Source organism: Pseudarthrobacter sp. BRE9, from assembly GCF_031844305.1.
GTDB lineage: Bacteria > Actinomycetota > Actinomycetes > Actinomycetales > Micrococcaceae > Arthrobacter.
Window position 1 is genome coordinate 843,921 of sequence record NZ_JAUZUY010000001.1, and the last position, 24,634, is coordinate 868,554.

The 24,634-nt window shown below is 66.2% G+C and carries 27 protein-coding genes; 20 read left to right on the forward strand and 7 right to left on the reverse strand.

Annotated elements, in window-relative coordinates:
- The first annotated feature begins 147 nt into the window (after positions 1–147).
- The 6 genes from Q9R31_RS03965 to Q9R31_RS03990 all read left to right on the forward strand — a co-directional run bounded on the left by Q9R31_RS03965 (position 148) and on the right by Q9R31_RS03990 (position 5,392).
- On the forward strand, positions 148–495 hold the full coding sequence (locus tag Q9R31_RS03965) for a PadR family transcriptional regulator (protein ID WP_311261424.1): 348 nt from the start codon (positions 148–150) through the stop codon (positions 493–495).
- A 2-nt stretch (positions 496–497) separates the two neighbouring features.
- Positions 498–863: a DUF1048 domain-containing protein gene (locus Q9R31_RS03970; protein ID WP_311261425.1), complete on the forward strand. Its 366-nt coding sequence runs from the start codon at positions 498–500 to the stop codon at positions 861–863.
- 27 nt (positions 864–890) lie between these two features.
- Complete coding sequence (locus Q9R31_RS03975) at positions 891–1,664, forward strand: ATP-binding cassette domain-containing protein (RefSeq protein WP_311261426.1); 774 nt, start codon at positions 891–893, stop codon at positions 1,662–1,664.
- Positions 1,661–2,425 (forward strand): ABC transporter permease, encoded by a 765-nt coding sequence (locus Q9R31_RS03980; RefSeq protein WP_311261427.1) that lies wholly within the window; start codon positions 1,661–1,663, stop codon positions 2,423–2,425. The genes Q9R31_RS03975 and Q9R31_RS03980 overlap by 4 nt, the downstream gene beginning before the upstream one ends.
- A gap of 182 nt (positions 2,426–2,607) precedes the next feature.
- Entirely contained in the window at positions 2,608–3,750 is a 1,143-nt protein-coding gene (locus tag Q9R31_RS03985; RefSeq protein WP_311261428.1) for an alkaline phosphatase family protein, read from the forward strand.
- A gap of 1 nt (position 3,751) precedes the next feature.
- On the forward strand, positions 3,752–5,392 hold the full coding sequence (locus Q9R31_RS03990; protein WP_311261429.1) for an alkaline phosphatase family protein: 1,641 nt from the start codon (positions 3,752–3,754) through the stop codon (positions 5,390–5,392).
- 36 nt (positions 5,393–5,428) lie between these two features.
- Here the strand turns inward: Q9R31_RS03990 and Q9R31_RS03995 are convergent, their stop codons facing one another.
- Genes Q9R31_RS03995 through Q9R31_RS04005 form a run of 3 tightly spaced genes read right to left on the reverse strand, consistent with a single transcriptional unit; the run spans position 5,429 to position 8,363 of the window.
- Complete coding sequence (locus tag Q9R31_RS03995; RefSeq protein ID WP_311261430.1) at positions 5,429–6,568, reverse strand: glutamate--cysteine ligase; 1,140 nt, start codon at positions 6,566–6,568, stop codon at positions 5,429–5,431.
- Complete coding sequence (locus Q9R31_RS04000; RefSeq protein ID WP_311261431.1) at positions 6,549–7,982, reverse strand: M20/M25/M40 family metallo-hydrolase; 1,434 nt, start codon at positions 7,980–7,982, stop codon at positions 6,549–6,551. The genes Q9R31_RS03995 and Q9R31_RS04000 overlap by 20 nt, the downstream gene beginning before the upstream one ends.
- A 27-nt stretch (positions 7,983–8,009) precedes the next feature.
- Positions 8,010–8,363, reverse strand: coding sequence for a hypothetical protein (locus Q9R31_RS04005; protein WP_311261432.1), 354 nt, complete (start codon positions 8,361–8,363; stop codon positions 8,010–8,012).
- Between the two features lie 256 nt (positions 8,364–8,619).
- On the opposite strand from Q9R31_RS04005, the gene Q9R31_RS04010 reads away from it, so the two are divergent.
- The 7 genes from Q9R31_RS04010 to Q9R31_RS04040 all read left to right on the forward strand — a co-directional run bounded on the left by Q9R31_RS04010 (position 8,620) and on the right by Q9R31_RS04040 (position 12,938).
- Positions 8,620–8,877, forward strand: coding sequence for a hypothetical protein (locus tag Q9R31_RS04010; protein WP_311261433.1), 258 nt, complete (start codon positions 8,620–8,622; stop codon positions 8,875–8,877).
- Positions 8,877–9,095: a hypothetical protein gene (locus Q9R31_RS04015; RefSeq protein ID WP_311261434.1), complete on the forward strand. Its 219-nt coding sequence runs from the start codon at positions 8,877–8,879 to the stop codon at positions 9,093–9,095. Before Q9R31_RS04010 ends, Q9R31_RS04015 begins: the two co-directional genes overlap by 1 nt.
- The gene (locus Q9R31_RS04020; protein ID WP_311261435.1) at positions 9,092–9,808 is read left to right on the forward strand and encodes a GAF and ANTAR domain-containing protein; all 717 of its coding nucleotides are present in this window, start codon (positions 9,092–9,094) and stop codon (positions 9,806–9,808) included. Before Q9R31_RS04015 ends, Q9R31_RS04020 begins: the two co-directional genes overlap by 4 nt.
- 10 nt (positions 9,809–9,818) lie before the next feature.
- Positions 9,819–10,109 carry a hypothetical protein gene (locus Q9R31_RS04025; RefSeq protein ID WP_311261436.1) on the forward strand — a complete coding sequence of 97 codons (291 nt, stop codon included), beginning with the start codon at positions 9,819–9,821 and terminating at the stop codon, positions 10,107–10,109.
- Between the two features lie 147 nt (positions 10,110–10,256).
- Positions 10,257–11,591 carry a cytochrome P450 gene (locus tag Q9R31_RS04030; RefSeq protein ID WP_311261437.1) on the forward strand — a complete coding sequence of 445 codons (1,335 nt, stop codon included), beginning with the start codon at positions 10,257–10,259 and terminating at the stop codon, positions 11,589–11,591.
- A 98-nt stretch (positions 11,592–11,689) separates the two neighbouring features.
- On the forward strand, positions 11,690–12,412 hold the full coding sequence (locus Q9R31_RS04035; RefSeq protein ID WP_311261438.1) for a VIT family protein: 723 nt from the start codon (positions 11,690–11,692) through the stop codon (positions 12,410–12,412).
- A gap of 37 nt (positions 12,413–12,449) precedes the next feature.
- A complete protein-coding gene (locus Q9R31_RS04040) occupies positions 12,450–12,938 on the forward strand; it encodes a hypothetical protein (RefSeq protein WP_311261439.1) in 489 nt (162 codons plus the stop codon).
- An 18-nt stretch (positions 12,939–12,956) separates the two neighbouring features.
- On the opposite strand, the gene Q9R31_RS04045 is transcribed toward Q9R31_RS04040, so the two are convergent.
- On the reverse strand, positions 12,957–13,796 hold the full coding sequence (locus Q9R31_RS04045) for a carbon-nitrogen hydrolase family protein (protein ID WP_311261440.1): 840 nt from the start codon (positions 13,794–13,796) through the stop codon (positions 12,957–12,959).
- A 199-nt stretch (positions 13,797–13,995) separates the two neighbouring features.
- Here Q9R31_RS04045 and Q9R31_RS04050 point away from each other — a divergent pair, with 199 nt between their 5' ends.
- A complete protein-coding gene (locus tag Q9R31_RS04050) occupies positions 13,996–14,856 on the forward strand; it encodes a cytochrome c oxidase subunit II (RefSeq protein ID WP_311261635.1) in 861 nt (286 codons plus the stop codon).
- A complete protein-coding gene (ctaD, locus tag Q9R31_RS04055) occupies positions 14,856–16,610 on the forward strand; it encodes a cytochrome c oxidase subunit I (RefSeq protein WP_397428193.1) in 1,755 nt (584 codons plus the stop codon). Before Q9R31_RS04050 ends, ctaD begins: the two co-directional genes overlap by 1 nt.
- Positions 16,611–16,773: 163 nt before the next feature.
- On the opposite strand, the gene Q9R31_RS04060 is transcribed toward ctaD, so the two are convergent.
- Together Q9R31_RS04060 and Q9R31_RS04065 are read right to left on the reverse strand one after the other, a co-directional pair.
- The gene (locus Q9R31_RS04060) at positions 16,774–17,658 is read right to left on the reverse strand and encodes a manganese catalase family protein (RefSeq protein WP_311261441.1); all 885 of its coding nucleotides are present in this window, start codon (positions 17,656–17,658) and stop codon (positions 16,774–16,776) included.
- Between the two features lie 118 nt (positions 17,659–17,776).
- Positions 17,777–18,295 (reverse strand): DUF2243 domain-containing protein, encoded by a 519-nt coding sequence (locus tag Q9R31_RS04065; protein ID WP_311261442.1) that lies wholly within the window; start codon positions 18,293–18,295, stop codon positions 17,777–17,779.
- Positions 18,296–18,634: 339 nt separating this feature from the next.
- On the opposite strand from Q9R31_RS04065, the gene Q9R31_RS04070 reads away from it, so the two are divergent.
- The 5 genes from Q9R31_RS04070 (at position 18,635) to Q9R31_RS04090 (ending at position 23,259) form a co-directional block, all read left to right on the forward strand.
- The gene (locus Q9R31_RS04070) at positions 18,635–19,693 is read left to right on the forward strand and encodes an iron ABC transporter substrate-binding protein (RefSeq protein WP_311261443.1); all 1,059 of its coding nucleotides are present in this window, start codon (positions 18,635–18,637) and stop codon (positions 19,691–19,693) included.
- Between the two features lie 4 nt (positions 19,694–19,697).
- Positions 19,698–21,287 carry an iron ABC transporter permease gene (locus tag Q9R31_RS04075; protein WP_311261444.1) on the forward strand — a complete coding sequence of 530 codons (1,590 nt, stop codon included), beginning with the start codon at positions 19,698–19,700 and terminating at the stop codon, positions 21,285–21,287.
- Positions 21,284–22,441, forward strand: coding sequence for an ABC transporter ATP-binding protein (locus tag Q9R31_RS04080; protein WP_311261445.1), 1,158 nt, complete (start codon positions 21,284–21,286; stop codon positions 22,439–22,441). Before Q9R31_RS04075 ends, Q9R31_RS04080 begins: the two co-directional genes overlap by 4 nt.
- 199 nt (positions 22,442–22,640) lie before the next feature.
- Positions 22,641–22,871, forward strand: coding sequence for a hypothetical protein (locus Q9R31_RS04085; RefSeq protein WP_311261446.1), 231 nt, complete (start codon positions 22,641–22,643; stop codon positions 22,869–22,871).
- Between the two features lie 127 nt (positions 22,872–22,998).
- Positions 22,999–23,259, forward strand: a complete 261-nt coding sequence (locus tag Q9R31_RS04090) for a hypothetical protein (RefSeq protein ID WP_311261447.1) — start codon at positions 22,999–23,001, stop codon at positions 23,257–23,259.
- A gap of 4 nt (positions 23,260–23,263) precedes the next feature.
- Here the strand turns inward: Q9R31_RS04090 and nhaA are convergent, their stop codons facing one another.
- Positions 23,264–24,616, reverse strand: coding sequence for a Na+/H+ antiporter NhaA (gene nhaA / locus Q9R31_RS04095; protein ID WP_311261448.1), 1,353 nt, complete (start codon positions 24,614–24,616; stop codon positions 23,264–23,266).
- Positions 24,617–24,634 lie beyond the last annotated feature (18 nt).

Sequence of the window (24,634 nt, forward strand, 5' to 3'; positions counted from 1 at the left end):
GGGAGGGCGTTCACCGCCCGCAATCCAAGTCAACGCCGGGCAGCGTGGAGGTGCTAGGGCAGAAAGACCTTGCATCCCCTTGCACTTCCGGTACTCAGTGTTACTATCTAGTGGTAGTCATCATCACTAAGTAGTCAGGAGCCTGTGATGGGTAAGCAAATGACCGAGATGCTCAAGGGCACCCTGGAGGGCATTGTCCTTGCCATCCTCGCCGCGCAGCCCGCCTACGGTTACGAAATCACAGCCCGGCTGCGGGAGCAGGGCTTTTCCGGCATCGTCGAGGGCACGGTGTACGCGTTATTGGTCCGCATCGAACAGCGCGGCCTGGTGGACGTGGCAAAGGTCCCCTCCGAGAAGGGACCGCCGCGCAAGGTCTACACGCTGAATGAAGCGGGCGGCACGTACCTGGACGAGTTTTGGACTACCTGGAGCTTCCTCGCCGAACGCATCGACCACCTCCACCACAACAACCGCCCGCAGGAAAAAGGAGAATAACCATGGCCCAGGGATGGCTTGAAAAAGTTACCGGCTCCTTCGACGACAAGAAGCGCTGGCGTCAGTACAAGGCCCGCAAAGAGCAGCTGGCCGGCAGCTACCGGACCACCATCGACGCGCTGGAGCGGTACTTCACCTACGCCGGCGCCATCGTCAAGGGCGATGTCCTGATGCAGATGCTGGAGGACCTCGCAGACCTGATCGAGCGGGCAGCCGCGGACGGCACCCCGATCCGCGACATCGTGGGCGACGACCCGGTGGAGTTCGCCGAAACCTTCATCCGCAACTACTCCGACGGCCAATGGATCAACAAGGAGCGCGAGCGGCTGACGGACGCCATCAACCAGGCCACCGCCGACGGCGCCTGACTGCCCACTCATACGAAAGGACCCGCCATGACCACTGACCAGGCCCTGCAGCCCGCCATCCGGGTACAGGGCATCGAAAAGTCGTTCAAGGACCTGCATGTGCTGCGGGGCGTCGACTTTGCCGTAATGCCGGGAAGCATCTTCGCGCTCCTGGGCTCCAACGGCGCCGGCAAGACCACGCTGGTGCGCATCCTGTCCACGCTGCTGCGGGCGGACGCGGGTACCGCCACCGTCAACGGGTACGACGTCGGCGCGGAGCCGGCCGGGGTGCGCGGCTCCATCAGCCTCACGGGCCAGTTCGCCGCGGTGGACGACGTGCTGACGGGCCGGGAGAACCTGGTCCTGGTGGCCAGGCTGCGGCATCTGCCCAACCCTGCGGAGATCGCCGATGGGCTCCTGGACAGGTTTTCGCTCACCGAAGCCGGGAACCGCAGGACATCCACTTATTCAGGGGGCATGCGGCGGCGGCTGGACATCGCCATGAGCCTGATCGGCAACCCGCCGGTCATCTTCCTCGATGAGCCCACCACGGGGCTGGACCCGCAGTCCCGCCTCGAAGTGTGGCACACCGTACGCCAGCTGGCCGCCCAGGGGACCACCGTACTGCTCACCACGCAGTACCTTGACGAGGCCGAACACCTCGCCGACCGCATCGCCATCCTGCACCAGGGCACCATCATCCAGGACGGAACCCTCGCCGAACTCAAACGGCTCCTCCCCGCCGCCACCGTCGAGTACGTCGAAAAACAACCCTCACTCGAGGACGTTTTCCTCGCCCTCGTCGGAAAGGACATCCGATGACCACCCACGTCTTCAGCGACATCCGGGTCCTGACGGGCCGCTCGCTCCGTCACATCCTCCGCAGCCCGGACACCATCATCACCACGGCAGTGACGCCCGTGGCCATGATGCTGCTCTTCGTATACGTCTTCGGCGGGGCCATCAACACCGGCTCGGGCGGACCGTACATCAACTACCTGCTCCCCGGCATCCTGCTGATCACCATTTCGTCCGGAGTCGCCTACACCGCCTACAGGTTGTTCCTGGACCTGCAGGGCGGCATTTTCGAACGGTTCATGTCCATGCCCGTGGCAAGGCCCAGTGTGCTGTGGGCCCACGTGCTCACTTCCCTGGCCGCCAACTTCACCGCATTGGCCATCGTGGTGGGCGTGGCCCTGCTGATGGGCTTCCGCACCGGAGCATCCGTGGCCGCCTGGCTCGCCGTCGTCGGAATCCTTGCCCTCTTCACGCTGGCCCTGACGTGGGTCGCCGTTATCGCCGGACTGCTGGCCAAAACCGTGGACGGGGCCAGCGGCTTCAGCTATCCGTTGATCTTCCTGCCGTTCATCAGCTCGGCCTTCGTTCCCACCGGCTCCATGCCGGGCCCGGTGGCCTGGTTCGCCGAGAACCAGCCGGTGACCTCCATTGTCAACACCATCCGCGCCCTGTTTGCGCAGGAACCGGTGGGCGCCGGCATCTGGACCGCCCTCGCCTGGCTGGCCGGCATCCTCCTGCTGGCCATCACGGCCGCCGCCGCTGCCTACCGCCGAAAAGTCAGCTGAACGCTGCAGGCCGTCGCGGCGGGCCCGTGAACGGATTCACGGCGAATTCATAGCGATTGCCCCTGCACAACCCGGCCTCGGTGTGCAAGAGTGGCGGCAAGGCTGGGGTGCCACTCCTGCCCGGCTGGCTGCTCTTCGGGCCGGACGGGCAGGGCAACAGCTGCGACCAAAAGAGGCCGGACATGGAACACCGTTCAGCGCCCCGGATGAAGCCCCACCGGTGGCCTGCTCCCGCCCTGCTCCTGATGGCGCCCCTTTTGGTATCCGCGCTGGCGGGCTGCGAACCTGCCACCCCCGCGCCGGCCCCTCCGCAGACCAGCAGCGTTCAGCCGCAGGCCCCAAGCCGATCGGGCCAGCCCGGGCATGTGTTCGTTATCAACCTCGAAAACAAGGGCTACGACTTGGTGTGGGGTGGCAGCTCGCCGGCCCCGTACCTGTCCGGGACGCTCCGGAGCCAGGGCGTGCTGCTGCAGAACTACTACGGCATAGGCCACAACTCGCTCCCCAACTATCTGGCCCAGATATCCGGCCAGCCACCCAACAAGAGCACCAGGGATGACTGCCACACCTACACCGCGTTCAGGGCCACAGGCACCGGCCCCGACGGCACGCTGCACGGCAACGGCTGCGTCTACCCGAAGGACACCCAGACCGTGGCCGGGCAGCTGACCGCCCAGGGCAAAACGTGGAAGGGCTACATGGAGGACATGCAGCAGCCCTGTGAGCACCCGATCCTGGGAGAAGCTGACAACGACATCCGGGCCACCGCGAATATGATGTACGCCACGCGCCACAATCCCTTTGTCTACTTCCGCTCCATGACCTCATCGCCGGATTGCGCCAAAAACGTGGTCAACTTCTCAAAACTGGCGGGCGATTTGAAGTCAGTGGACACCACACCGAACCTGGTCTACATCACGCCCAACCTCTGCCACGACGGCCACGATGAGAACTGCGCTGACGGCAGCCCTGGCGGGCTGGAGGCCGTGGACGCCTGGCTCAAGGACCAGGTACCCGCGATCCTGTCATCCCCGGCGTACCAGCAGGACGGCATGCTGGTGATCACCTTTGACGAGGCCGACGGGGGCACGGCCGGCCCCTCCGAGGGCGACGCAGGCAGCCCCGCGGGCGGTGCCGCCGGGGGCAGGGTGGGCGCGCTGGTCCTCTCCCCGTTCAGCGCTCCCGGCGCCTCGTCAGACCAGCCCTATAACCATTACAGCCTGCTGGCCACCATCGAGGATCTCTTCCACCTCCCCCGGCTCGGCTTGGCCGCCGACCCCGGTGTGAAGACCTTCGGCGCCGATGTTTACGGGCAGGCCTCCTAAGGTGGGGATCCTACGGAAGGGACGACGGCGGACTGTCCTGGCTGCTGCCGTGACGGTGGCGGTTTTGGTGATTCTCGCCGTCGTACTTTCCACCACGCTGCGTCCCGGCGCACCGGCCGCAAACGGGACGGCTACGGGAATCTCCAAGATCAAGCATGTGGTGATCATTACCCAGGAGAACAGGTCCTTCGACAGCTACTTCGGCACCTATCCGGGTGCCGAGGGGATACCCATGAAGGACGGCAAACCCGCCGTATGCCTTCCGGACCCTGCACACGGCGGCTGCATGGCGCCGTTCTACGATTCCACGGACCAAAATGACGGCGGCCCGCACAGCCCGGCGGACGCGGCGGCAGATATCAACAACGGGGCCATGGACGGGTTCGTGGCCCAGGCGGAAAAGGACCTGGCCCACTGCGAGCCCACTGCCACTGACTGCACGTACAAGACCAGGCGCACCGACGTGATGGGCTACCACGACCGGAAACAACTGCCAACGTACTGGACGTACGCCGACAACTTCGTGCTGCAGGACCACATGTTCACCTCCGCCGCAGCGGGAAGCCTGCAGGCCCATCTGTACATGGTCTCGGAATGGTCGGCCAAGTGCGCCAAGGCCGGGGACCCGTCGTCGTGCGTCGACGCACTCGAAGGCCTTGACAATGAACCGGAGAAGGATGACTTCGAGAGAAGCCTGATCGGCAAATGCCAGGCAGGCCCGGAGGTGCAGCCCTGCCGGGATGCGCTCCAGGCAGCGGGCGCCGACCCCGGCTTTGCCGTCCAGGCCCAGCAATTGGCCACCGCCAGCTGCAAACGCACCGATTCCTACGCCACCTGCAAGGCCGCGGTGGACGCAGCCACCTTTCCGGCCGACCTGAAGGAGAAGCTGGCGGCAGCAGCCAAGAACCTGAAACGCCCCAGCTACGCCTGGACCGACCTGACCTACCTGCTCCACAAACACGGCGTGCCGTGGGCTTACTACGTCTTCAGCGGGACAGAACCGGACTGCCGCAACGATGCCGCCACCTGCGACCCCATTGACCAGGACGCCGAAACGCCCGGCCGCTGGAATCCTCTTCCGTACTTCGACACGGTCAAGGAGAACGGCGAGCAGGGCAATATCAAACCCCTGAGTGGTTTCTACGAGGACGCCCGGCAGGGCAGGCTGCCCGCCGTCAGTTGGATTGCGCCCAGCGACGAGGTCAGCGAACATCCCCCGGCCAGGGTCAGCACCGGACAGCAGTATGTTGCCGGGCTGGTCAACGCGATCATGAGCGGCCCGGACTGGAACAGCACCGCCATCTTCCTGAACTGGGACGACTGGGGCGGGTTCTACGACCATCTCCAGCCACCCGTCGTGGACAAGGCCGGTTTTGGCCTGAGAATACCGGCCATGGTGATCAGTCCCTACGCAAAGAAAGGCTACATCGACCACCAGGTCCTCAGCCAGGACGCCTACTTCAAGTTCATCGAGGACGACTTCCTGGGCGGCGAACGTCTCAACCCCGCCACCGATGGGCGGCCGGACAACCGCCCCGGGGTCCGCGAAAACAACCCGCAACTGGGAGACCTGGTCAACGACTTCGACTTCAACCAGGCTCCGCTGCCGCCGCTGATCCTGCCCGACGCAACCACGTACTGACGCCCGTTCCGCCTTGGGTTAAGACCTGCGCCTTGCTTAGGACACAGTGCAGTCCGCGGCGTCCTGGACCACCCGTTTCAGGTCCCCGGTGCGGTGCAGCACCTCGATCTGCCGTACCGCGCCGGTGCCGCCGGCGAGCACCCTGTCCACCAGGTCCTCCACCCGGTGCAGGTCATCCATGTCCTCCAGCGCCCCGCGGATGTGGTTCAGCAATGAATTCACGACGGCGAGCGCGGGCGCCGGGCGGTGCGTTTGGGGATCGAGCAGCTCGCCCCGGAGGCCCCAGCGGCTGGCTTTCCAGCAGGCGAGCCGGAGCAGCGCGGACGGCACAGCCACCGGCGGCGTCCCCTCCCGCCATTCGCGCGCCGCCGTTTCCACCAGGCCCCTGGCGATTCCCGCCAGCAGCACGGTGTTCTCCGGCCGCAGGCATACGTCGGCCACCCGGATCTCCACCGTGGGGTAGTGCCGGGAGAGGCGGGCGTCGAAGTAGATCATGCCCTCGTCCAGGGCCACGCCCGTGCTCACCATGTCGTGCACCAGCTGGTGGTAGGCGTCCGGGGTGCCCAGGATTTCCAGTGGCCCGGCGGAGGGCCAGCGGTTCCACACCTGGGAGCGGTAGCTGGCGTAGCCGCTGTCCTTGCCATGCCAGAACGGTGAGTTGGCACTGAGCGCGATGAGTACCGGCAGCCAGATGCGTATCCGGTCCAGCACCGCCACGGCTTCCTCCGGCGACTCCACAGAGACGTGGATGTGGCAGCCGCAGGTCAGCTGTTCCCGGGCGGTCAGCCCGTACTCCTCCATCATCGCCTTGAACCTCCGGAGCTGCACGGGATGGGGGTCCGCCGGGAGCGGTGAGGTGCCCAGCGCGGCCACCCTGACGCCAACATCCGCAGCCGCCTGCTGGGCGATGGCCCGTCCGGCAACGATGTCCTGTTCAAGCGTTGCCAGGGTTGCGTGCGGCGGGGTAACCACCTCGATCATTTCCTGCTGGAACTCAGCCGTCAGTACTGGGCCGGCCCCGGCCTCAAAGGGGCGGACGTACAGGTTCAGGAGGTCTCCCGCCATGGGCACGGCTTCGCCGTGCGCGGGGTCCACCAGGAGCAGCTCCTCCTCAATCCCAAACGTCCGCATCCCCGCGCCGGCGCCGCCTGTACCGTCATTGCCGTAGGTGTCCACCGCCGTCGCCCTTCTCCCATTGCATGGTTGCAAGCTCCTCCCAGAAGCATGCCAGCGTGAGTGCCCCGTTCATCAGGACGTCAAGACTCGCGCACTCGTCACTGTCGTGCCAGTGGTCCTCCACCAGCCCGGTGCCAAAAAAGAGTACGGGCGCCGCCAGGGTGCGGCCGAGCAGCTCGGCGGGACCGCCCCCGGCGTTGCCCATCCGGCCCGTCCGTTCTGCGCTGAAACCAAGCGCCATTGCCTTTTCCAGGGCGGCGACCGCTGGATGGTCCGGGGTGCGGTACGGTTCCTGGGCCGTTTCCAGGTCGGGAACCAGGCTGTAGCCATAGGTGTCGCCGATGGTGGCGGCCACCCACTCCTGCAACTGCTCCGCGATCTTTTCCAGACGCTGGCCGGGAACGGTCCGGAAACTGAGGTCCGCCGAGGCTACAGCGGGAACGGCGGCGCGGGACACGCCCAGCGGGTCGCCGGCAATGATGGAGGTGACCTCGACGGCGGGACGCAGCCACAGCCGCTCCAGCACGGTATATCCCTTCTCACCGGTGATTGCGCGGGTTTCGGAGCGGGCCAGCCAGTCCTCCTCGCTGAAGGGCAGGTCCGCCAGCGCGTCTCGGAGATCGGCCGGGAGCGGCTCCACGTCGTCGTAAAAGCCCGGAACTGCAACCCGGCCGTCCTGGTCATGCAGGAGCCCCAGCAGCCGGCCAAGCTCGAAGGCGGGGTTGGGTGCGTTGCCTGACACTGCGCCGCTGTGCACGTCCCGCCCGGGCCCGTACACCTCCAGGTGCACGCTGAGCATCCCGCGCAGGCTCACACAGACGGCCGGGTGCCGGGCATGCCAGAGGAGGGTGTCGGAGAAGAGGACCAGGTCTGCGGCGAACCGTTCCGTGTTGTCCTCCAGCAGCTTGGCCAGGTGTGCTGAGCCGCCTTCCTCCTCCCCCTCGATAAGGAATTTCAGGTTGATCTTCGGCGTGCCGGTCTCTTCCAGGTGGGCCCGGACCGCCTCCAAATGGGCCAGGATCTGGCCCTTGGCGTCCGAGCTTCCCCGGCCGTACAGCCGGCCCTCGCGGAGCACCGGTTCAAAGGGTGCCGTCATTGCCCAGTTCTCCGGCTTCACCTCCCGGACGTCGTGGTGGCTGTAGACCAGGACGGTGGGCGCTCCGGGGGCCTGGCACCACTCCGCGTACACGGCGTGGGACTCCCCCGTGGGCAGTACGTCCACCACGGGGAAGCCCACTTCGCGGAATTCGGCGGCGAGCCAGGTGGCGGAGCGGAGCAGGTCCTGGCTGTGTTCGGGTACGCCCAGGATGCCCGGGACCCGCACCCACTCGGCCAGGCGCCGCTCCAACTCCGCCTCACGCGACTGGACGCGCTCACGCAGGTGCCCGACGTCGTCGCTCTGTCCATCCGCCATATCCGCGCCTTTTCTTCTACGATCCCGTTAGCGCGGCTGCGCAGGATTGGTCGGATCACCCTGGGACGGGGGGTTCACGGGAGGGCCAGGCACGCTTGCCGGCTGCGGAGTGCCCGGCCCGGCCGACGCTTCAGGCGTAGGCGGGGTCCGGGTGCCGCTTGGCTCCGCCCCGTTCTGCAGGGCCTGAAGGCGCTGTTCCAGGACCTGCAGGACGGGCAACCGGTTCCCGTGCGCTTTTTCGTAGCTGATCAATTGGTGCACGTCCGCCTCCGTCAGGCCCGTGATCCGCGTGGGCAGAGTTCCCACCGGCAGATGGTCATAGTCCGGAAGGGGCAGGTCGCTGTGGCGGGGAACATTGTTGTCCTGGGGTGAGTCGTTCATGGTTCCTCCCTTTCTGCGTGGATCCTTCGGCAAACATAGTAAGTACGCTTACTTGTTTTACGGTACCCGGAGGATGGCAGTTTGGTACAGGGCCCTCCACGAAGGGCACGCTGTACATCGCCCCACACCTCAGGTACATTCGGAATTGTGACGGGAATCATGCCCCGTCCTCCCCCGGGCCCCCTGCACAGGCCCGAACGGAGCAGCTGCTGTAGTGCAACGGCGGCACAAGATGCAGGAGCGAAAGAGCCCTGAGATGGCGTTATCGCAATTCCAGCAGTTCCTGGACGAAGCCACGGCCCCCGACCCCTTCGATGAATCTTCGTTAGGCCCCGACTGCCTCTACGGCCTGTATGTCAGCTGGGCCGACCTGCATGGCATGGCACCGAAATCCGACCAGGCCTTCCGGGCGGGAATGCTGCGCTGCGGCGTGGACATCCGGAACTGCCACCTGCGGATGAAGGGCCCTGCCGCGGCCGATTACATCCTCAGCAGCTACCCGGCGGTGGCCTGATGTCCACGCAGTTCGATGTGCTGTATGCCAACGGGCACTACATGCATTGCGGCGAACCGATGGGCATCGCGGGCGCGGACATGCGCACCATCCACGGCAGCTACGTCAGTGACCGCCTGCCGGAGGCCTTGGGGGTGTACCTGGCAACCAGTGTGCTCCGCTGTGCGTGCGGGTTCCAGATGGAGATCCCGGACCAGCATGATCCGGTAGCGGAATGAAGCAGCTGCCGCTGGACGATCTGACCATGGCCGTGGCCCGGATCCGCGGGCTCCTGCTGACGGAGGAGAAGGTGGACCGCGCCGTCTCACTCCTGGCCCAGGCGATCAAGGAGTCGCTTCCGGGCAGTCCCGGTGCCGGGGTGTCCTTGCTGGATGCCGACGGCAAGCGCACGAGCAGCGCCGCCACAGATGCGATGGTGGAGCAGCTTGACGCTTCCCAGTACGAGCTCGGTGAGGGCCTCTGCCTTACGGCCTGGGCGGCCGGAAAAGTGGTCATCATCGACGACCTCCTGACTGACACCCGGTGGCCGCGCTGGCAATCCGCTGTGGCGTCACTCCCGGTCCGGTCGGTGGTAAGCGCGCCCCTGTGGGCGGGCAAGGAAGCGCTGGGTGCCTTCAAGATCTATTCGGCACTGCCAAGCCAATACGACGAGTCAACCGGACGCGCCTTGTCCCTGTTTGCTGAAACGGCAGCCACGCTTCTGGCCCATATCCAAGGAACAGAAGCTCCGCTGCGGATGGCGGAAAGCCTCAAGGCAAGCCTGGCCAGCCGGGACATCATCAACCGCGCCTGCGGGATGCTGATGGAACGGCAGGGCATCAGCTATGACCGGGCCCTGCAGCAATTGATTCAAAACGCTCGGGTGTCAGGGGACACCCTGGTTCAGGTCAGTGAACAACTGGCCACCAGGGTGCCGCCTGCAGAAACGTAGGGGGCACCCGGTGGGGTTTGATCCGCATGAACCGGAGCAGCGCGGCCAGCTTAGGGGCGCCCTGGCCGCCGCTGACATCACCGTGGGAGAACTGTGGTTGCGGTACTTCAGCATGACCGGTTCCGCCGGCGAGTACGAGGTCCAGGCGTACCTGCAGGGCCTGATCTCCCTGCCCGTCATCCAGCGCGACCTGCTGGCTTTGGCCTGCAACGAAATCATCGCCGAGAAGCCGCCACTCCACGCACCGTACGCGGACCAGATGAAGGGCACGGGCCCCGGCGCCGCGTCGGCGGGCGGGTAAGCCGGCAGGGTCCGTGGGCGGATAAGGCTGCAGCGGGGCCCAGGGCTGCGCGCCTGGTCCCCGGTCCAAGGCCGCCCACCTGGCCCGTGTAGCTGTGTCCGGGAAGGGTACGTCACCGGCATCCTCCCCGAGAGCAAGGCAGGCACGATGAGTCCGCTACCCCATGCCGGCATCCGCGACACAGTGTCGTTCATGTTGGACGTTTTCCTTCCGACGGCGGCCAAAGGTCCCCTGATCCGGCGGCCCCGGGCAGAGGCCCTCGCGGAGCGCCTGGACCTTGACCGGCGGGCTGTGGCCCGGATGCAGAAGCTGGACAGCAAGTATCCGGCAGGGCCGCTGCTGCTCCGGCTGCCCTTCCGGAAGCAGGCGCTGGTCCTGCGGCCGGACCAGCTCCACCGGGTCCTGGCCGAGTCACCGGAACCCTTCTCCACGGCGAGCAGCGAAAAGCGGGGCGCACTGGCGCACTTCGAGCCCCGGAACGTACTGGTTTCCACCGGAACCGAGAGGACTGCCCGCCGTGCGCTGCAGGAGCAGGCGCTGGATACCTCCAGCCCGGTCCACCGGTTGGCGGATTCCTTCCTGCCGGTCATTGACGAGGAAGCAGATGCACTGCTTTCCGCGGCCAGGGCCGCTACCGGGACGCTTGACTGGCCGCTGTTCACCGCCGCCTGGCACCGTGCCGTCCGGCGCGTGGTGTTCGGCGATGCCGCCAGGGATGACGTCGAGCTGACGGACATGCTGGCCCGGCTGCGGAAGGACGCCAACTGGTCCGGCCTGAAGCCACGCAGGGACAGTGTCCGTAAGGAGTTCCACCGGCGCGTGCGGGCAGGGATTGATGCCGCCGCCCCGGGCAGCCTGGCATCCGTGATGCGCGGCAGGCCTGACACGGACCCTTCCGCGCCAGGCGACCAGGTCCCGCAATGGCTGTTCGCTTTCGAGGCGGCGGGAATAGCAGCCTTCCGTGCCCTGGCGCTCCTGGCCACCCATCCCGACCAGGCGGCGACGGCCAGGCAGGAGATCGCCGGCGATGCTTCCGGTGGCCGTAACCTGCCGTTCCTGCGCGCCTGCCTGCTGGAATCCGTCCGCCTGTGGCCAACGACGCCCATGATCCTCCGCCAGACCACCGGGCAGGTCGCCTGGGAGAACGGGACCATGCCAGAAGGCTGCGGCGTGCTCATTTTTGTCCCCTACTTCCACCGGGACGGCCGGCGGCTCCCCCAGGCCGATTCCTTCGATCCCGGCCTCTGGCTGCAGCAGGATGCGTTGTCCGGGGATCCTGAAACCTGGGGCGTGGTTCCCTTCAGTGACGGCCCCGCGCGGTGCCCCGGCCGCCAGCTGGTGCTGCTGATGAGCAGCGCCCTGCTCGCCCGCCTGCTCCGCGACCACACCTTCGCCCTGGAATCCGCCCGGTTGTCCCCGGACCGGCCGCTGCCCGGCACGCTGAGCCACTTCCCGCTGCGGTTCCGGGTGTCCCCTCTTTGAGGAGCAGCCCTTCCGCCAGTTGTTGCCGCTGTTGGCGATGCTGTTAGGGGATGCAAACCTTCGTGGCACCGGCTTCCCTGCAGTGCTTTACTGCCAGCATGTCTGAAACTCTCGAGCTGAGCCACAACGAACCACACGCCAGCAGCCTCGCAGCCCGGCTGAACTGGCTGCGGGCGGGCGTGCTCGGCGCCAACGACGGCATCGTCTCGGTGGCCGCGACAGTGGTGGGCGTGGCCGGGGTAACGAACGACCTCGCGCCGATCCTGGTGGCAGGCACCGCCGCCGTGGTGGGCGGAGCCGTGTCCATGGCCCTGGGCGAATATGTTTCCGTCAGCAGCCAGAGTGACAGCCAGCAGGCCCTGATCGAAAAGGAACGGCAGGAGCTCAGGGACGACCCCGACGGCGAACTCGCAGAACTCGCCCACATCTACCAGGCCAAGGGACTTAGTGCAGCCACGGCGCGGACCGTCGCCGAAGAACTGACGGCAAAGGATGCATTGAAAGCCCACTTGTCCGCAGAGCTGAACATTGACGAAGAGGAAGTGGTCAGCCCCTGGCACGCAGCGTTCGCCTCCGCCATCGCCTTCACCGTCGGCGCCGTGCTGCCCATGCTGGCCATCATTTTCCCGCCTGAAGCGGCCCGTATCCCGGTCACGTTCGTTGCCGTCATCCTGGCCCTCGCCCTGACCGGCACCGTCAGCGCCAAAATCGGCGGGAGCTCCAAACGCAAGGCCACCATCAGGCTGGTGGCGGGCGGGGCCCTGGCCATGGCGTTCACGTTCGCGGTGGGAAGCCTGATGGGCACCACCGGCATCGCGTAGTCTTTGCCCCACATCCGCTACTGATCAGGAGTTCCCCGTGCTGGAGATCGCCGGCCTTCCGGCCCACATTCTGTTGATTCACGGCGTAGTGGTCCTGGCCCCGCTGGCAGGGGTTTCAGCAGTGGTGTTCGCGCTGATCGGGCGGACCAGGCGTTACCTGGCCGGGCCGCTGGGGGTCCTGGCGCTGGTGCTGGTCCCGCTGTCCGTCCTTACGGCCGAAGCCGGAGAACAGCTGGAGAAGGCCAGAGGCCTGTCGCGACTGATCGAGGAACACGCCCACCAGGGAAGTTTCCTCCGCTACGTCACCGTGTTGTTCCTGGTGGCCGTCGCCGCCCAGATCGCCGCCGCATTCCCGTCGATCCTGACGCGGCGGCCCGCCCTCCGTGGTCTTCGCGGGCTCCTGGAATCCCGCTGGCTGCTCCCTGCCACGTCCGTGCTGGGCATCCTGGCGGGGCTTTTCCTGGTGTACCAGAGCATCCTGACCGGCCACTCGGGAGCAGTATCCGTCTGGGCCGGGGCCCGCTAGCCCCACGTTCCCTGCCCGTCAGCCGTGCGGTCTCGTGCCTGAAACAGCCTGCGGCAGAGGTACGACGGCGAAGCGGCGGTTGGCGAGCACCGGCACCCGCCTGCGCACCTGGTCCAGCCGGTCCCGGCTGAGGCGGGCCACGACCAGGCCGGGTTCCTCACCAGCGTTGGCCACCACTACCCCGGCCGGATCCACTGCCATCGAGAAGCCGGTGGCGAGGGGGCCGCACTGGTTGGCCGCCAGGACGTAGGCCGTGTTCTCGATGGCCCGCGCCCTGGCCAGCGTGGACCAGTGGTCCTCCTTGCCCGGTCCGCGGATCCACATGGACGGCACCAGCAGGACGTCTGCGCCAGCGTCGACGGCTGCCCGCGCGCTCTCGGGGAAGCGCAGGTCGTAGCAGGTGAACGCACCAAACCGGTAGCCGCCCAGGCTGAACACGAAGGGTTCCTCCGCATTGCCAGGTGAGATGCCGTCGCTCTCCCGGTAGCCGAAGGCATCGTACAGATGGACCTTCCAGTAGCAGCCCAGGATTTCCCCGCTGCTGTCCAGTGCCACCAGGGTGTTGTGCGGCAAGCCCGTTTCCGGCCTTTCGTAGGTGCCTACCACCACCGCTATCGCATGCTCCCTTGCAAAGGCGGCGATGCTCCGGACGAACGGCCCATCCAGGTCCTCCGCCACGGCCGCAATGGCAGTGGCCGCTTCGCTGGTGCCGTACAGGCTGGACTCGGGGAGGACCACCAGGGCCGCCCCCGCAGCCGCAGCCTCCGCAATGAGCCGGCCTGCCGCCGTCGTATTTTTGGCTTTATCGGTACCCGCGCTGAATTGCCCCGCCGCGATGATCATTTCTCCTGGATTCATGGCGCGTCCTTCCCGCACGAGGGGCCTGGCCGCGGAGTTTTCCCGGCGGCCACAGAACCTCTTCCCATCAGCATCCTGCCCGCGTAGGGTAATGGACACAACCCGCTGGTCCCCGGGCCAGCGGTGGGCTCAAGCAGCTGGGCTTCGGAGCATGCCGGAGGGACCATACGTGGGCAACAAACCATCCAAAAACCACAGCATGCGGCGCTTGGCAGGGCTGGGCGCAGGCCTCATGGTGCTGCCGGCACTGACCTCCTGCTCCGACCTGGTTTCCCGCGGCTTCCTGCCCGGAGCCCGCGACACCACCAACAACACCGCGCTGATCACGGACCTGTGGGTAAACTCCTGGATTGCTGCCCTGGTGGTGGGCATCATCACCTGGGGGCTGATGATCTGGGTCATCGTGGCGTACCGGCGCAGGAAGAACACTGTCGGGTTTCCCGCGCAACTGAGCTACAACCTTCCGCTGGAAGTGTTCTACCTGGCCATTCCGCTGATCGTTATCGGCGTCCTGTTCGTCTTCACCGACCGGGAACAGCGGGCCATCGATGCGCGCTATCCCAACCCGGACGTCGTGATCGACGTCTTCGGCAAACAGTGGTCCTGGGATTTCAACTACGTCAAGGAACAGGTCCACGAGGATGCCGGACAGCAGGCCCACCTGACCGGCGACTGGGGCGCCCCTGACCGGCTGCCCACCCTCTACCTTCCGGTGGGGAAGAAAGTGGAACTGCACCTGCAGTCCCGCGACGTGCAGCATTCCTTCTGGGTGGTGGATTTCCTGCAGAAACGAGACCTGTACCCGGGCCACGAACAGTACAACCCCTACATCAACATCACCCCCAACCGCATCGGCGAATACATGGGCAAGTGCGCCGAACTCTGCGGCGAATACCACTCCGAGATGCTCTTCAAGGTCCGCGTGGTAAGCCAGCAGGATTATGACAGCCACATCGCCGATCTCAAGTCCAAGGGCAACACCGGCAGCCTGGGCGAAGATTACGTCAGGAACCCGGCACGCCCGGCCCTGGAACCGGAACAGCAAAGGACGGCACCGTAATGACCACCACAGGCCAGCGTATGGGCGGGACCGCGGCCACGGCCGCCCCGGCAGTGGTCCGCCGCCCCAAAGGCACCATCGTCGTCAACTGGATCACCTCCACCGACCACAAGACCATCGGGTACATGTACCTGATCACGTCCTTCGTGTTCTTCTGCGCGGGTGGCGTGATGGCCCTGCTGATCCGCGCCGAGCTGTTCGAGCCCGGCATGCAGATCCTGCAGACCAAGGAACAGTACAACCAGCTGTTCACCATGCACGGCACCATCATGCTGCTGATGTTCGCCACCCCGCTCTTCGCGGGCTTCACCAACGTGATCATGCCGCTGCAGATCGGCGCACCTGACGTGGCGTTCCCGCGGTTGAACGCGCTGGCGTTCTGGTTCTTCCTGTTCGGCTCCACCATCGCGGTGTCCGGCTTCATCACCCCGCAGGGCGCGGCGTCCTTTGGCTGGTTCGCCTACGCGCCGCTCTCCGATACGACGTTCACCCCGGGCCTTGGCGGTGACCTGTGGGTCTTTGGCCTGGCGCTGTCCGGTTTCGGCACCATCCTCGGTGCCGTCAACTTCATCACCACCATCATCTGCATGCGCGCGCCGGGCCTGACCATGTGGCGGATGCCCATCTTCACCTGGAACGCGCTGGTCACTTCGATCCTGGTGCTGATGGCGTTCCCGCCGCTGGCCGCCGCGCTGTTCGCGCTGGGCGCGGACCGGAAGTTCGGCGCCCATATCTATGACCCGGCCAACGGGGGTGCCATCCTCTGGCAGCACCTGTTCTGGTTCTTCGGCCACCCGGAGGTGTACATCATTGCGCTGCCGTTCTTCGGCATCGTTTCCGAGGTCTTCCCGGTCTTTAGCCGAAAGCCCCTGTTCGGCTACAAGGGCATCGTGTACGCCACCATCGCCATCGCGGCCCTCTCGGTGACGGTGTGGGCGCACCACATGTACGTCACCGGTGCGGTGTTCCTGCCGTTCTTCGCATTCATGACCATGCTCATCGCGGTGCCCACCGGCGTAAAGTTCTTCAACTGGATCGGCACCATGTGGGGCGGGTCGCTGACCTTCGAGACGCCCATGCTGTGGAGCATCGGCTTCCTGGCCACGTTCCTCTTCGGCGGCCTGACCGGGATCATCCTGGCTTCCCCGCCCATGGACTTCCATGTCTCGGACACGTACTTCGTGGTGGCGCACTTCCACTACGTGGTGTTCGGCACCGTGGTGTTCGCCATGTTCGCCGGGTTCTACTTCTGGTGGCCCAAATTCACCGGAACCATGCTCAATGAGCGCCTGGGCAAGATCCATTTCTGGATGCTCTTCCTGGGCTTCCACGCCACGTTCCTGATCCAGCACTGGCTGGGCGTCCTGGGCATGCCCCGCCGGTATGCGGACTACATGCCGGAGGACAACTTCACGTTCATGAACCAGTTCTCCACTGTGGGCTCCTACCTCCTGGGGGCGTCCCTCATCCCGTTCTTCTGGAACGTCTTCATCACATGGCGGGCCGGTAAGAAGGTCACCGTTGACGACCCCTGGGGCTTCGGTGCCTCGCTGGAGTGGGCCACGTCCTGCCCGCCGCCGCGGCACAACTTCACCTCGCTCCCCCGGATCCGCTCCGAGCGCCCTGCCCTGGACCTGCACCACCCGGAGCTGAGCGTGCGGGTTCACGCGCCGGTGCATGGCCCCACGGCTGACGTCCTGGGCGCCGCTGACATCGGTGAAGACGACGTCCGCGACCCGAACCCGAACAAGTAGAAGCACGCGGACCGCTCTTTTCGAGACGCAAAAATGCTGGCGCTGCCCGGATCCGGGCAGCGCCAGCGTTTTTGGGTAGCGAAGGCGGGTTTGCGCAGCGCCAGCGCATTGGCACAGCGCCAGCGCATTTGCACCCTGCCGCGGTTCGCCTCCCGCCGCGGCCCTACTCCTTGTGGAGCTTGTCCTGAATGGTGCCGGCCGCCTTTTCCATCATGTTGGGCAACTCGGTGGTGCCGTAGAAGCGGGCATCCGGATGCGTCGGCGGGGGCATGGGCACGGTGGAGTCCGGCTGGGCCACATAGCTGAACTCGCCCAGGCCATCAGGTGAGGGTCCCTTGGCCCAGGAGCCTTCGGCCGCCGCCTGGCCGTCGGAGAAGTTCCGGTATTCGTAGGCCACGTCCCGCATCTCCTTGTTGATGGGGAAGTTGCTGGGGACCGGGAAGTTCTCGGTGCCTTCCTCCTGCAGTTCCTTGGCGGCGGCAATCCATTGGTTCTGGTGCATGGTGTCGCGGGCCAGCAGGAAGGACAACATGTCCCGGATGCCGTGGTCGTCGGTCATGTGGTAGAGCCGGGCCACCTGGAGCCGGCCCTGCATCTCGGCGTTGGCGTTGGCCCAGAAGTCAGCCAAAAGGTTGCCGCTGGCGGTGATGTAGCTGCCTTGCCAGGGGTTTCCCATGCTGTCCACCGGGCGGACGCCCGCTCCGGCCACGATGGCGGACTGGATGTCCGTTCCGCCCACCACGGCGGCGATGGTGGGGTCGGACTGGACGGCGTCGTCGGTAATGCCCAGCGGCGCCTTTTCCAGCAGCTGCGCGATCATGGTGGCCAGCATTTCCACGTGGCCGAACTCCTCGGCCCCGATGCCGAACAGCATGTCCCGGTACTTGCCGGGAATGTGGGCATTCCAGGCTTGGAATGAATACTGCATGGCTACCGTGATCTCGCCGTACTGGCCGCCGAGCACTTCCTGCAGCTTGCGTGCGTAGACGGCGTCCGGCTTGTCCGGGGTGGCCTTGTATTGAAGTTCCTGCTTGTGGAAGAAAACCATGATGTCCTCTCGGGTTCAGGTGCCGGTGGATGGGACGGAGGCGTCCCCGAATGCCAAATTGATCAGCATACTTACTATCCTGCGGGAGTCCGGCTGGTTTTTCCAGCGATTGGGCTACCTAATTGCCGGCCGGCAACCTGCGCGCAGAAGCCCGGTACAGCAGCCACCCCGCAACCGCCAGGCCCACACTCAGCGCCAGGAAACCGAGGTCCCAGGCGGGCGGACCACCCAGATCGTCCCGGACGTGGTGGATGCCAAGGAGCTGGTGGTTCACCAGGCCTTCGAGCACGTTGAAGACTCCCCATCCCAGCAGCACCAGGCCGGCATGGAAGGCCCAGTCTGGGGACAGGGTGCCGTTCCGGCGGGCGCGGACGGTGAGGATTGCCGAGGCGGCCACCAGCACCCACATGGCACCGTGGAACAGGCCGTCCGCCAGGGTATTCAGCTCCAGGCCGGGAACGGTCTTTGCGCTGCCGGCCTCCGTGTGGGTGAGCATGTGATGCCACTGGAGGAGCTGGTGCAGCACGATCCCGTCCACGAACCCACCCAGCCCCATCCCCAGCAGGAAGGCGGGCGCGACGGCGGCACGCGCCTTGGCGGCGCCCGTGACGGCCGCGCCGGTACTGTCGCCGGACATCCAAATCCCCCTTCACCCGGTACGCCTCTCGCTTTAGCCCCTACCCGCCGTCGGCCACTCCAAGCGGAGCAGCCACCCCCTGTCGTCATCGTGGCGGGGCCATGGGTGCTGGCCGGACCCGGCGTGGGGGTGCCGTTGACCCCGCGGGAGGCCGCTATGGCACTGGAGGAATTAGGTCATGCCATGGTTGCGTAATTGATGTGAACCTCGTCACTTAAAGCGCTTTCCGGCTTGGAGCTTAGGTTTGCCTACCCTACAGTTTCCTGACAGAGGCACCGTTCGCGGCGCCCATCAGGACCTCGGTTCAAGCAGACTTTTTCCCCACCGAAAGCAGCCTCAATGAAGATCCGCAACAGCGCGCTGGCCGGCATCGCACTCGCCGCCACCGCAGCTCTCGGCCTGACCGCCTGCGGCGGCGGCACCCCCGCCGGCAACAGCTCCTCCTCCGCCGCTTCCGGCGGCGCCGCGTCAGGCGAGATCACCGTTTACAACGCCCAGCACGAGAGCCTCACCAAGGAATGGGTGGACGCCTTCACGGCGGAAACCGGCATCAAGGTGACCCTCCGCCAGGGCGACGACACCGAGATGTCCAACCAGATCATCCAGGAAGGCCAGGCGTCCCCCGCAGATGTCTTCCTCACCGAAAACTCCCCCGCCATGACGCAGGTGGAGAACGCCGGGCTGTTCGCCGACGTCAACAAGGACACCCTGGCCCAGGTCCCCGCCGAGTTCGCGCCGTCCACCGGCAAGTGGACGGGCATCGCCGCCCGCTCCACCGTCCTGGTGTACAACAAGACCAAGCTCACCGAAGACCAGCTCCCCAAGTCCATGCTGGACCTGGCCAAGCCGGAGTGGAAAGGCAAGTGGGCCGCTTCCCCCACCGGCGCAGACTTCCAGGCCATCGTTTCAGCGCTGCTGGAGCTGAAGGGCGAGTCCGCCACCGACGAGTGGCTGAAGGGCATGAAGGAAAACTCCAAGGCCTACAAGGGCAACAGCACGGCCATGAAGGCAGTCAACGCCGGTGAAGTGGATGCCGCCCTGATCTACCACTATTACTACTACGGCGACCAGGCCAAGACCGGCGAAAACTCCGCCAACGTCACCCCGTACTACTTCAAGAACCAGGACCCGGGCGCCTTCCTGTCCGTCTCCGGCGGCGGTGTGCTGAAGTCCTCCAAAAACGCCGCGGCAGCACAGCAGTTCCTGAAGTTCATCACCGGCAAGAAGGGCCAGGAAGTCCTGAAGAACGGAACGTCCTTCGAGTACGCCATCGGCTCCGACGTCCCCGCCAACGACAAGCTGGTTCCCATCAAGGACCTGCAGGCTCCCAAGGTTGACGCCGCCAAGCTCAACTCCGAAAAGGTCACCGACCTGATGACCAAGGCCGGACTCCTCTAATTCCGTGACCACCGATCTATCGGCTCCCCCACAGCGGAGCACGACGACGGCGGGCCGGGGCAGCAGCCCCCGCCCGCCTTTCGGCGTTTCCGCGGTGTCCGTCCTGGCGGTGCTGATCGCCCTCTTCTCCCTCGTCCCGCTGGGGTACGTGGCCTACATGACGGTGGCAACCGGGTGGGACACCGCCGTCGGACTCATCCTCAGGCCCCGTGTGGGCGAACTGCTGCTGAACACCCTGCTGCTGGTAGCCGCCACCATCCCGCTGTGCCTGCTGCTTGGCGTGGCGGGGGCGTGGCTGGTGGAACGGACCAAGCTGCGCGGGCACCGCATGTGGGCCGTGCTGCTGGCCGCGCCGCTGGCCATCCCGGCGTTCGTCAACAGCTATGCCTGGGTCTCGGCCGTCCCGTCGCTGGGCGGGCTTGGCTCCGGGATCCTGATTTCAACGCTGTCCTATTTCCCGCTGGTGTACATTCCGGCCGCCGCAACCCTGAGCCGGCTGGACCCCGCCATTGAACAGTCCGCCGCCGCCCTGGGGCTGGGCGCCTGGCGGTCATTCTTCCGCGTGGTCCTCCCCCAGCTCCGGATCGCCATGACGGGCGGTGCCTTGTTGGTGGGGCTGCATCTGCTCGCGGAATACGGCGCGTTCGCCATGATCCGGTTCGATACCTTCACCACCGCGATCATGACCCAGTACAAGTCGACCTTCAACGGCGCCGCCGGGAACATGCTGGCCAGCGTCCTGGTGTTTTTCTGCCTGCTCCTGCTGATGGCGGAGGTCCGCAGCCGCGGCACCGCCCGGTACGCCCGCATCGGGTCCGGGGTCCAGGGCAGGGCGCTGCGGCTCCCGTTGCATGCGTACCAGCTGCCCGCCCAGCTTTTCCTGCTGGCACTGACGGCCCTGGCGTTCGGCCTTCCGCTGTTCTTTGTGCTGCGCTGGACGCTGGCCGGAGGTGCGGAAGCCTGGTCTGCGGCCGAGTTCCTTCCGGCCCTCTTCGCCACGTTCGGGTACGGCCTTGCCGGGGCCGTGGCCACCACAGTGGTTGCTTTTCCCATGGCGTACCTGGCCGTTCGCCGGCCGGGCTGGTTCAGCAAGTCCCTGGAGCTCTCCAACTACGTCACCAGTTCCATGCCCGGCATCGTGGTGGCGCTGGCGTTCGTCACCGTCAGCATCCGCATGGTCCCCGGGATGTACCAGACGGCCGGGTTGCTGGTGGCGGCCTATGTGCTCCTGTTCCTCCCCCGGGCCCTGGTTAACCTCCGCGCCGGGCTGGCGCAGGCCCCCAAGGAACTCGATGAAGCAGCCCAGGCGCTGGGCAAGCCGCCGCTGCTGGCCTTCATCCGCGTTACCCTGCGGCTGACCGCCCCGGCCGCTGCCGGCGGGGCCGCCCTGGTGTTCCTGGCCATCGCCAACGAACTCACCGCCACCTTGCTCCTGTCCCCCAACGGCACCAGGACGCTGGCCACCGAGTTCTGGAGCAAGAGCAGCGAGATCGACTACGCGGGTGCGGCGCCCTACGCACTGCTGATGATCCTGCTGTCCGCCCCCATGACCTATCTCCTCTTCCAACAGTCCAAGAAAGTAGCCGGACAGTGACAGCACCATCAACCCGCAGGCTGCCCGAGCCTCGGGTGGCACCCTCGGTGGCGGCAACCACCAACAGCCACCTGCAGATCACCGATGTCACCAAGAACTTCGGGCCGCAGGCGGTCCTCAAGGGCGTCAATCTGTCCGTGGCCAAGGGCGGAACCACCGCCATTGTGGGCCCGTCCGGTTCCGGCAAGACCACGCTCCTGCGCCTGATCGCCGGCTTTGAGCACCCCGACACAGGGAGCATTTCACTGAACGGGACCACCGTGGCCGGTGACGGCGCCTGGCTCCCGGCGCACAAGCGGCACATCGGCTACGTGGCCCAGGACGGCGCCCTGTTCCCGCACCTGACCGTGGGCCAGAACGTTGCCTTCGGCCTTGATGCGGCCAAGCTCGAGGGCGGCCGCCGCGCCGTCGCCGCCCGCGTGGCCGAACTCCTGGAAATGGTGTCCCTGGATGCGTCCATGGCCAAGCGCCGGCCGTACCAGCTTTCCGGCGGCCAGCAGCAGCGCGTGGCCCTCGCCCGGGCACTGGCACGTGAACCGGAGCTGATGCTCCTGGACGAGCCCTTCTCCGCCCTGGACGCCGGGCTCCGGGTAGCCACCCGCCGCGCCGTGGCCAAGGTCCTGGCCGGAGCCGGCGTCACCACCATCCTGGTCACCCACGACCAGGCCGAGGCCCTCTCCTTCGCGGACCAGGTGGCCGTCATGCGCGGCGGCAGGCTGGCCCAGATCGGCAACCCCTTTGTGGTCTACACGCGCCCTGCCGACCGGGCCACCGCCGAATTCCTGGGCGACGCCGTCATCCTGGACGCCTGGCTGGAAGGATCCCTGGCCACCTGTTCCCTGGGCGGCATCCCGGTGCGCAGGCCGCCGGCGCAGGGACGCGTGCAGCTGATGCTGCGGCCGGAACAGATCCGCATCGCCGAAGACGGCCCCATCCGCGGCGTTGTCGTGGACACCGACTACTTCGGGCCCGAAACCACCGTGCGGCTAAAGCTGAACGTGCCCCAGGAAGTGGCGGAGCACGCCGACCACCGGTACCCCGGCGGCGGCGAAGTGATCACCATCCGGCACTGGAACGCCTCGATCGCCCGGCCCGGCATGGAGCTGTGCCTGCGGGTTGTCGGCGAAGCAGTCGCGTTCCCAATGGACGACTGAGCCCTCCGGCCCCGTCCCTCGGCGACGCATCAGAAGCTTGTCCGCACATCCGAAGCCACAGGGCACGGATGCACGAACAGGCTTCTGACCGATGCGGCCGCCACTGCCGACACAGAAAAAACACCGTGCGGAAACACTCCGGCAACCTCCTCAGGGCAAGCTGTGCTTACGGGGATACAACAGCAGGAGGCAGCCCATTATGGAGGCACAAGGAGTACGTACCGCCCAGCTCCGCATCGGGGACCAGATCGAGGCCTGGCACAGGGGCAGGCTCTTCCACAGGGGCCGGGTGACCGACGTCGTCCCGCACCTCGAGCTCTTCTGGATCCTGGATGCCCGGACCGGCACGCGCAAGCTGCTGGATCCTGAGGCCCTGGAGATCCGCCACGTGGAACCGGCGCCGGAGGTCAGCCCGGCCGCGATGGCCTGAGCGCCTCTTCGCCGGCGGGTGTCCGGCACCTGGGTTCCGCGGCACGGGTTGTGATGGCCGGTAGCGCGAAATTAGTAAGCATGCTTACAATGGTGCGACTTCCGGCCACCACTTAGGAGAACTGACCATGATTGGATTCATCGTTGCGGGCCTGGTTATCGGCGCGCTGGCCCGCCTCATCAAGCCCGGCAGGCAGAACCTGGGCCTGCTGGCCACGCTGCTGCTGGGGCTCGTTGGCTCCGTTATCGGCGGCGTGGTTGCCTCGCTGCTGGGAACGGGCAATATCTTCGAACTGAACTTCCTGGGCTTCATCGTGGCGGTCATCGCCTCGGTGCTCCTGGTTGGAACTGCCGAGGCGGTTGCCGGCCGCAGGTCAGTTCGCCGCTAGTTCGTCAGGTGCGTTCCTGGTAGACGTCCGGGACGCCGTCGTGGTCCGAATCCACCTGCTCCAGCTCTTCGGCGAGCCGGTACTGCCGGTTGCGGGAGCGCAGCACGGCCGTGGCCAGCAGCGCGGCGATCAGTGAGGCAGCCAGGATGCCCACCTTGGCGTGGTCGTCATGCAGGCTGCCATGGCCGAAGCTGAGCTCTGCCACCAGCAGGGACACGGTGAACCCGATCCCTGCCAGCAGCGCAACGCCAAACACGTCGATCCACTTGAAAGAGGTGTCCAGGCTGGCCCTGGTGGCTTTGGTCAGGATCCACGTAGTGCCCATGATGCCGAGCGGCTTGCCCAGGACCAGGCCCAGGATGATGCCCAGCGCTACCGGATCCGACAAGGCTGAGCCCAGGCCTTCCCATCCGCCAACGGCTACGCCGGCGGAGAAAAACGCGAAGATGGGAACGGCCACGCCGGCGGAAATGGGCCGGAACCGGTGCTCGAAGATCTCGGCCAGCCCCGGACCCGCTTCAGGCCCGCCGGAGGCCCGTGACCGGATCACGGGGATGGCGAAGCCCAGGAGCACCCCGGCCACGGTGGCGTGGATGCCGGAGGCGTGCACCAGCGCCCAGGTCACGGCGCCCAGCGGCAGCAGGATCAGCCATGCGGCAGCTGCATGGCGGCCGAAGAACCGGCGGTACTTCTGGGCCAGGAACGTGTAGGTGACCAGCGGGATAAGGGCCAGGAGCAGCGGGGTGGCCTGGATGTCGCTGGAGTAGAAGAAAGCGATGATGGTGATGGCGATCAGGTCATCCACCACGGCCAGCGTCAGCAGGAAGATCCGCAGGGCGCTGGGCAGGTGGGATCCGATGATTGCCAGGACAGCCACGGCAAAGGCAATGTCAGTTGCGGTGGGAATGGCCCAGCCAGCCCGCGTTTCCGGGCTGGCAAGGTTGACGACGGCGTAAATCACCGCCGGGAGCACCACGCCGCCCACGGCGGCCGCCACGGGCACGATGGACTTGCTGATCTGCCGCAGGTCACCGGCCACGAATTCGCGTTTGAGTTCCAGGCCCACGAGGAAGAAGAAGATGGCCAGCAGGCCGTCCGCGGCCCACGCCCCCAGGCTCAGTTCCAGGTGCCACGGCGCATACCCCGCCTTGAAATCGCGGAGGGCAAAGTAGCTGTCCGACGCCGGCGAGTTGGCCCAGATGAGCGCGATCACGGCAGCGATGACCAGGAGGGCGCCGCCCACGGTTTCCTTGCGGAGGATCTCCCCGATGCGCAGTGCCTCGGCGTAGCTGCCGCGGGCGAAGACGGTGGAGCCGAAAAACTTGTTCCGGTTGGGCATGGGCGGGTTGGGGTTCATGACAGCGTCCTTAATCCG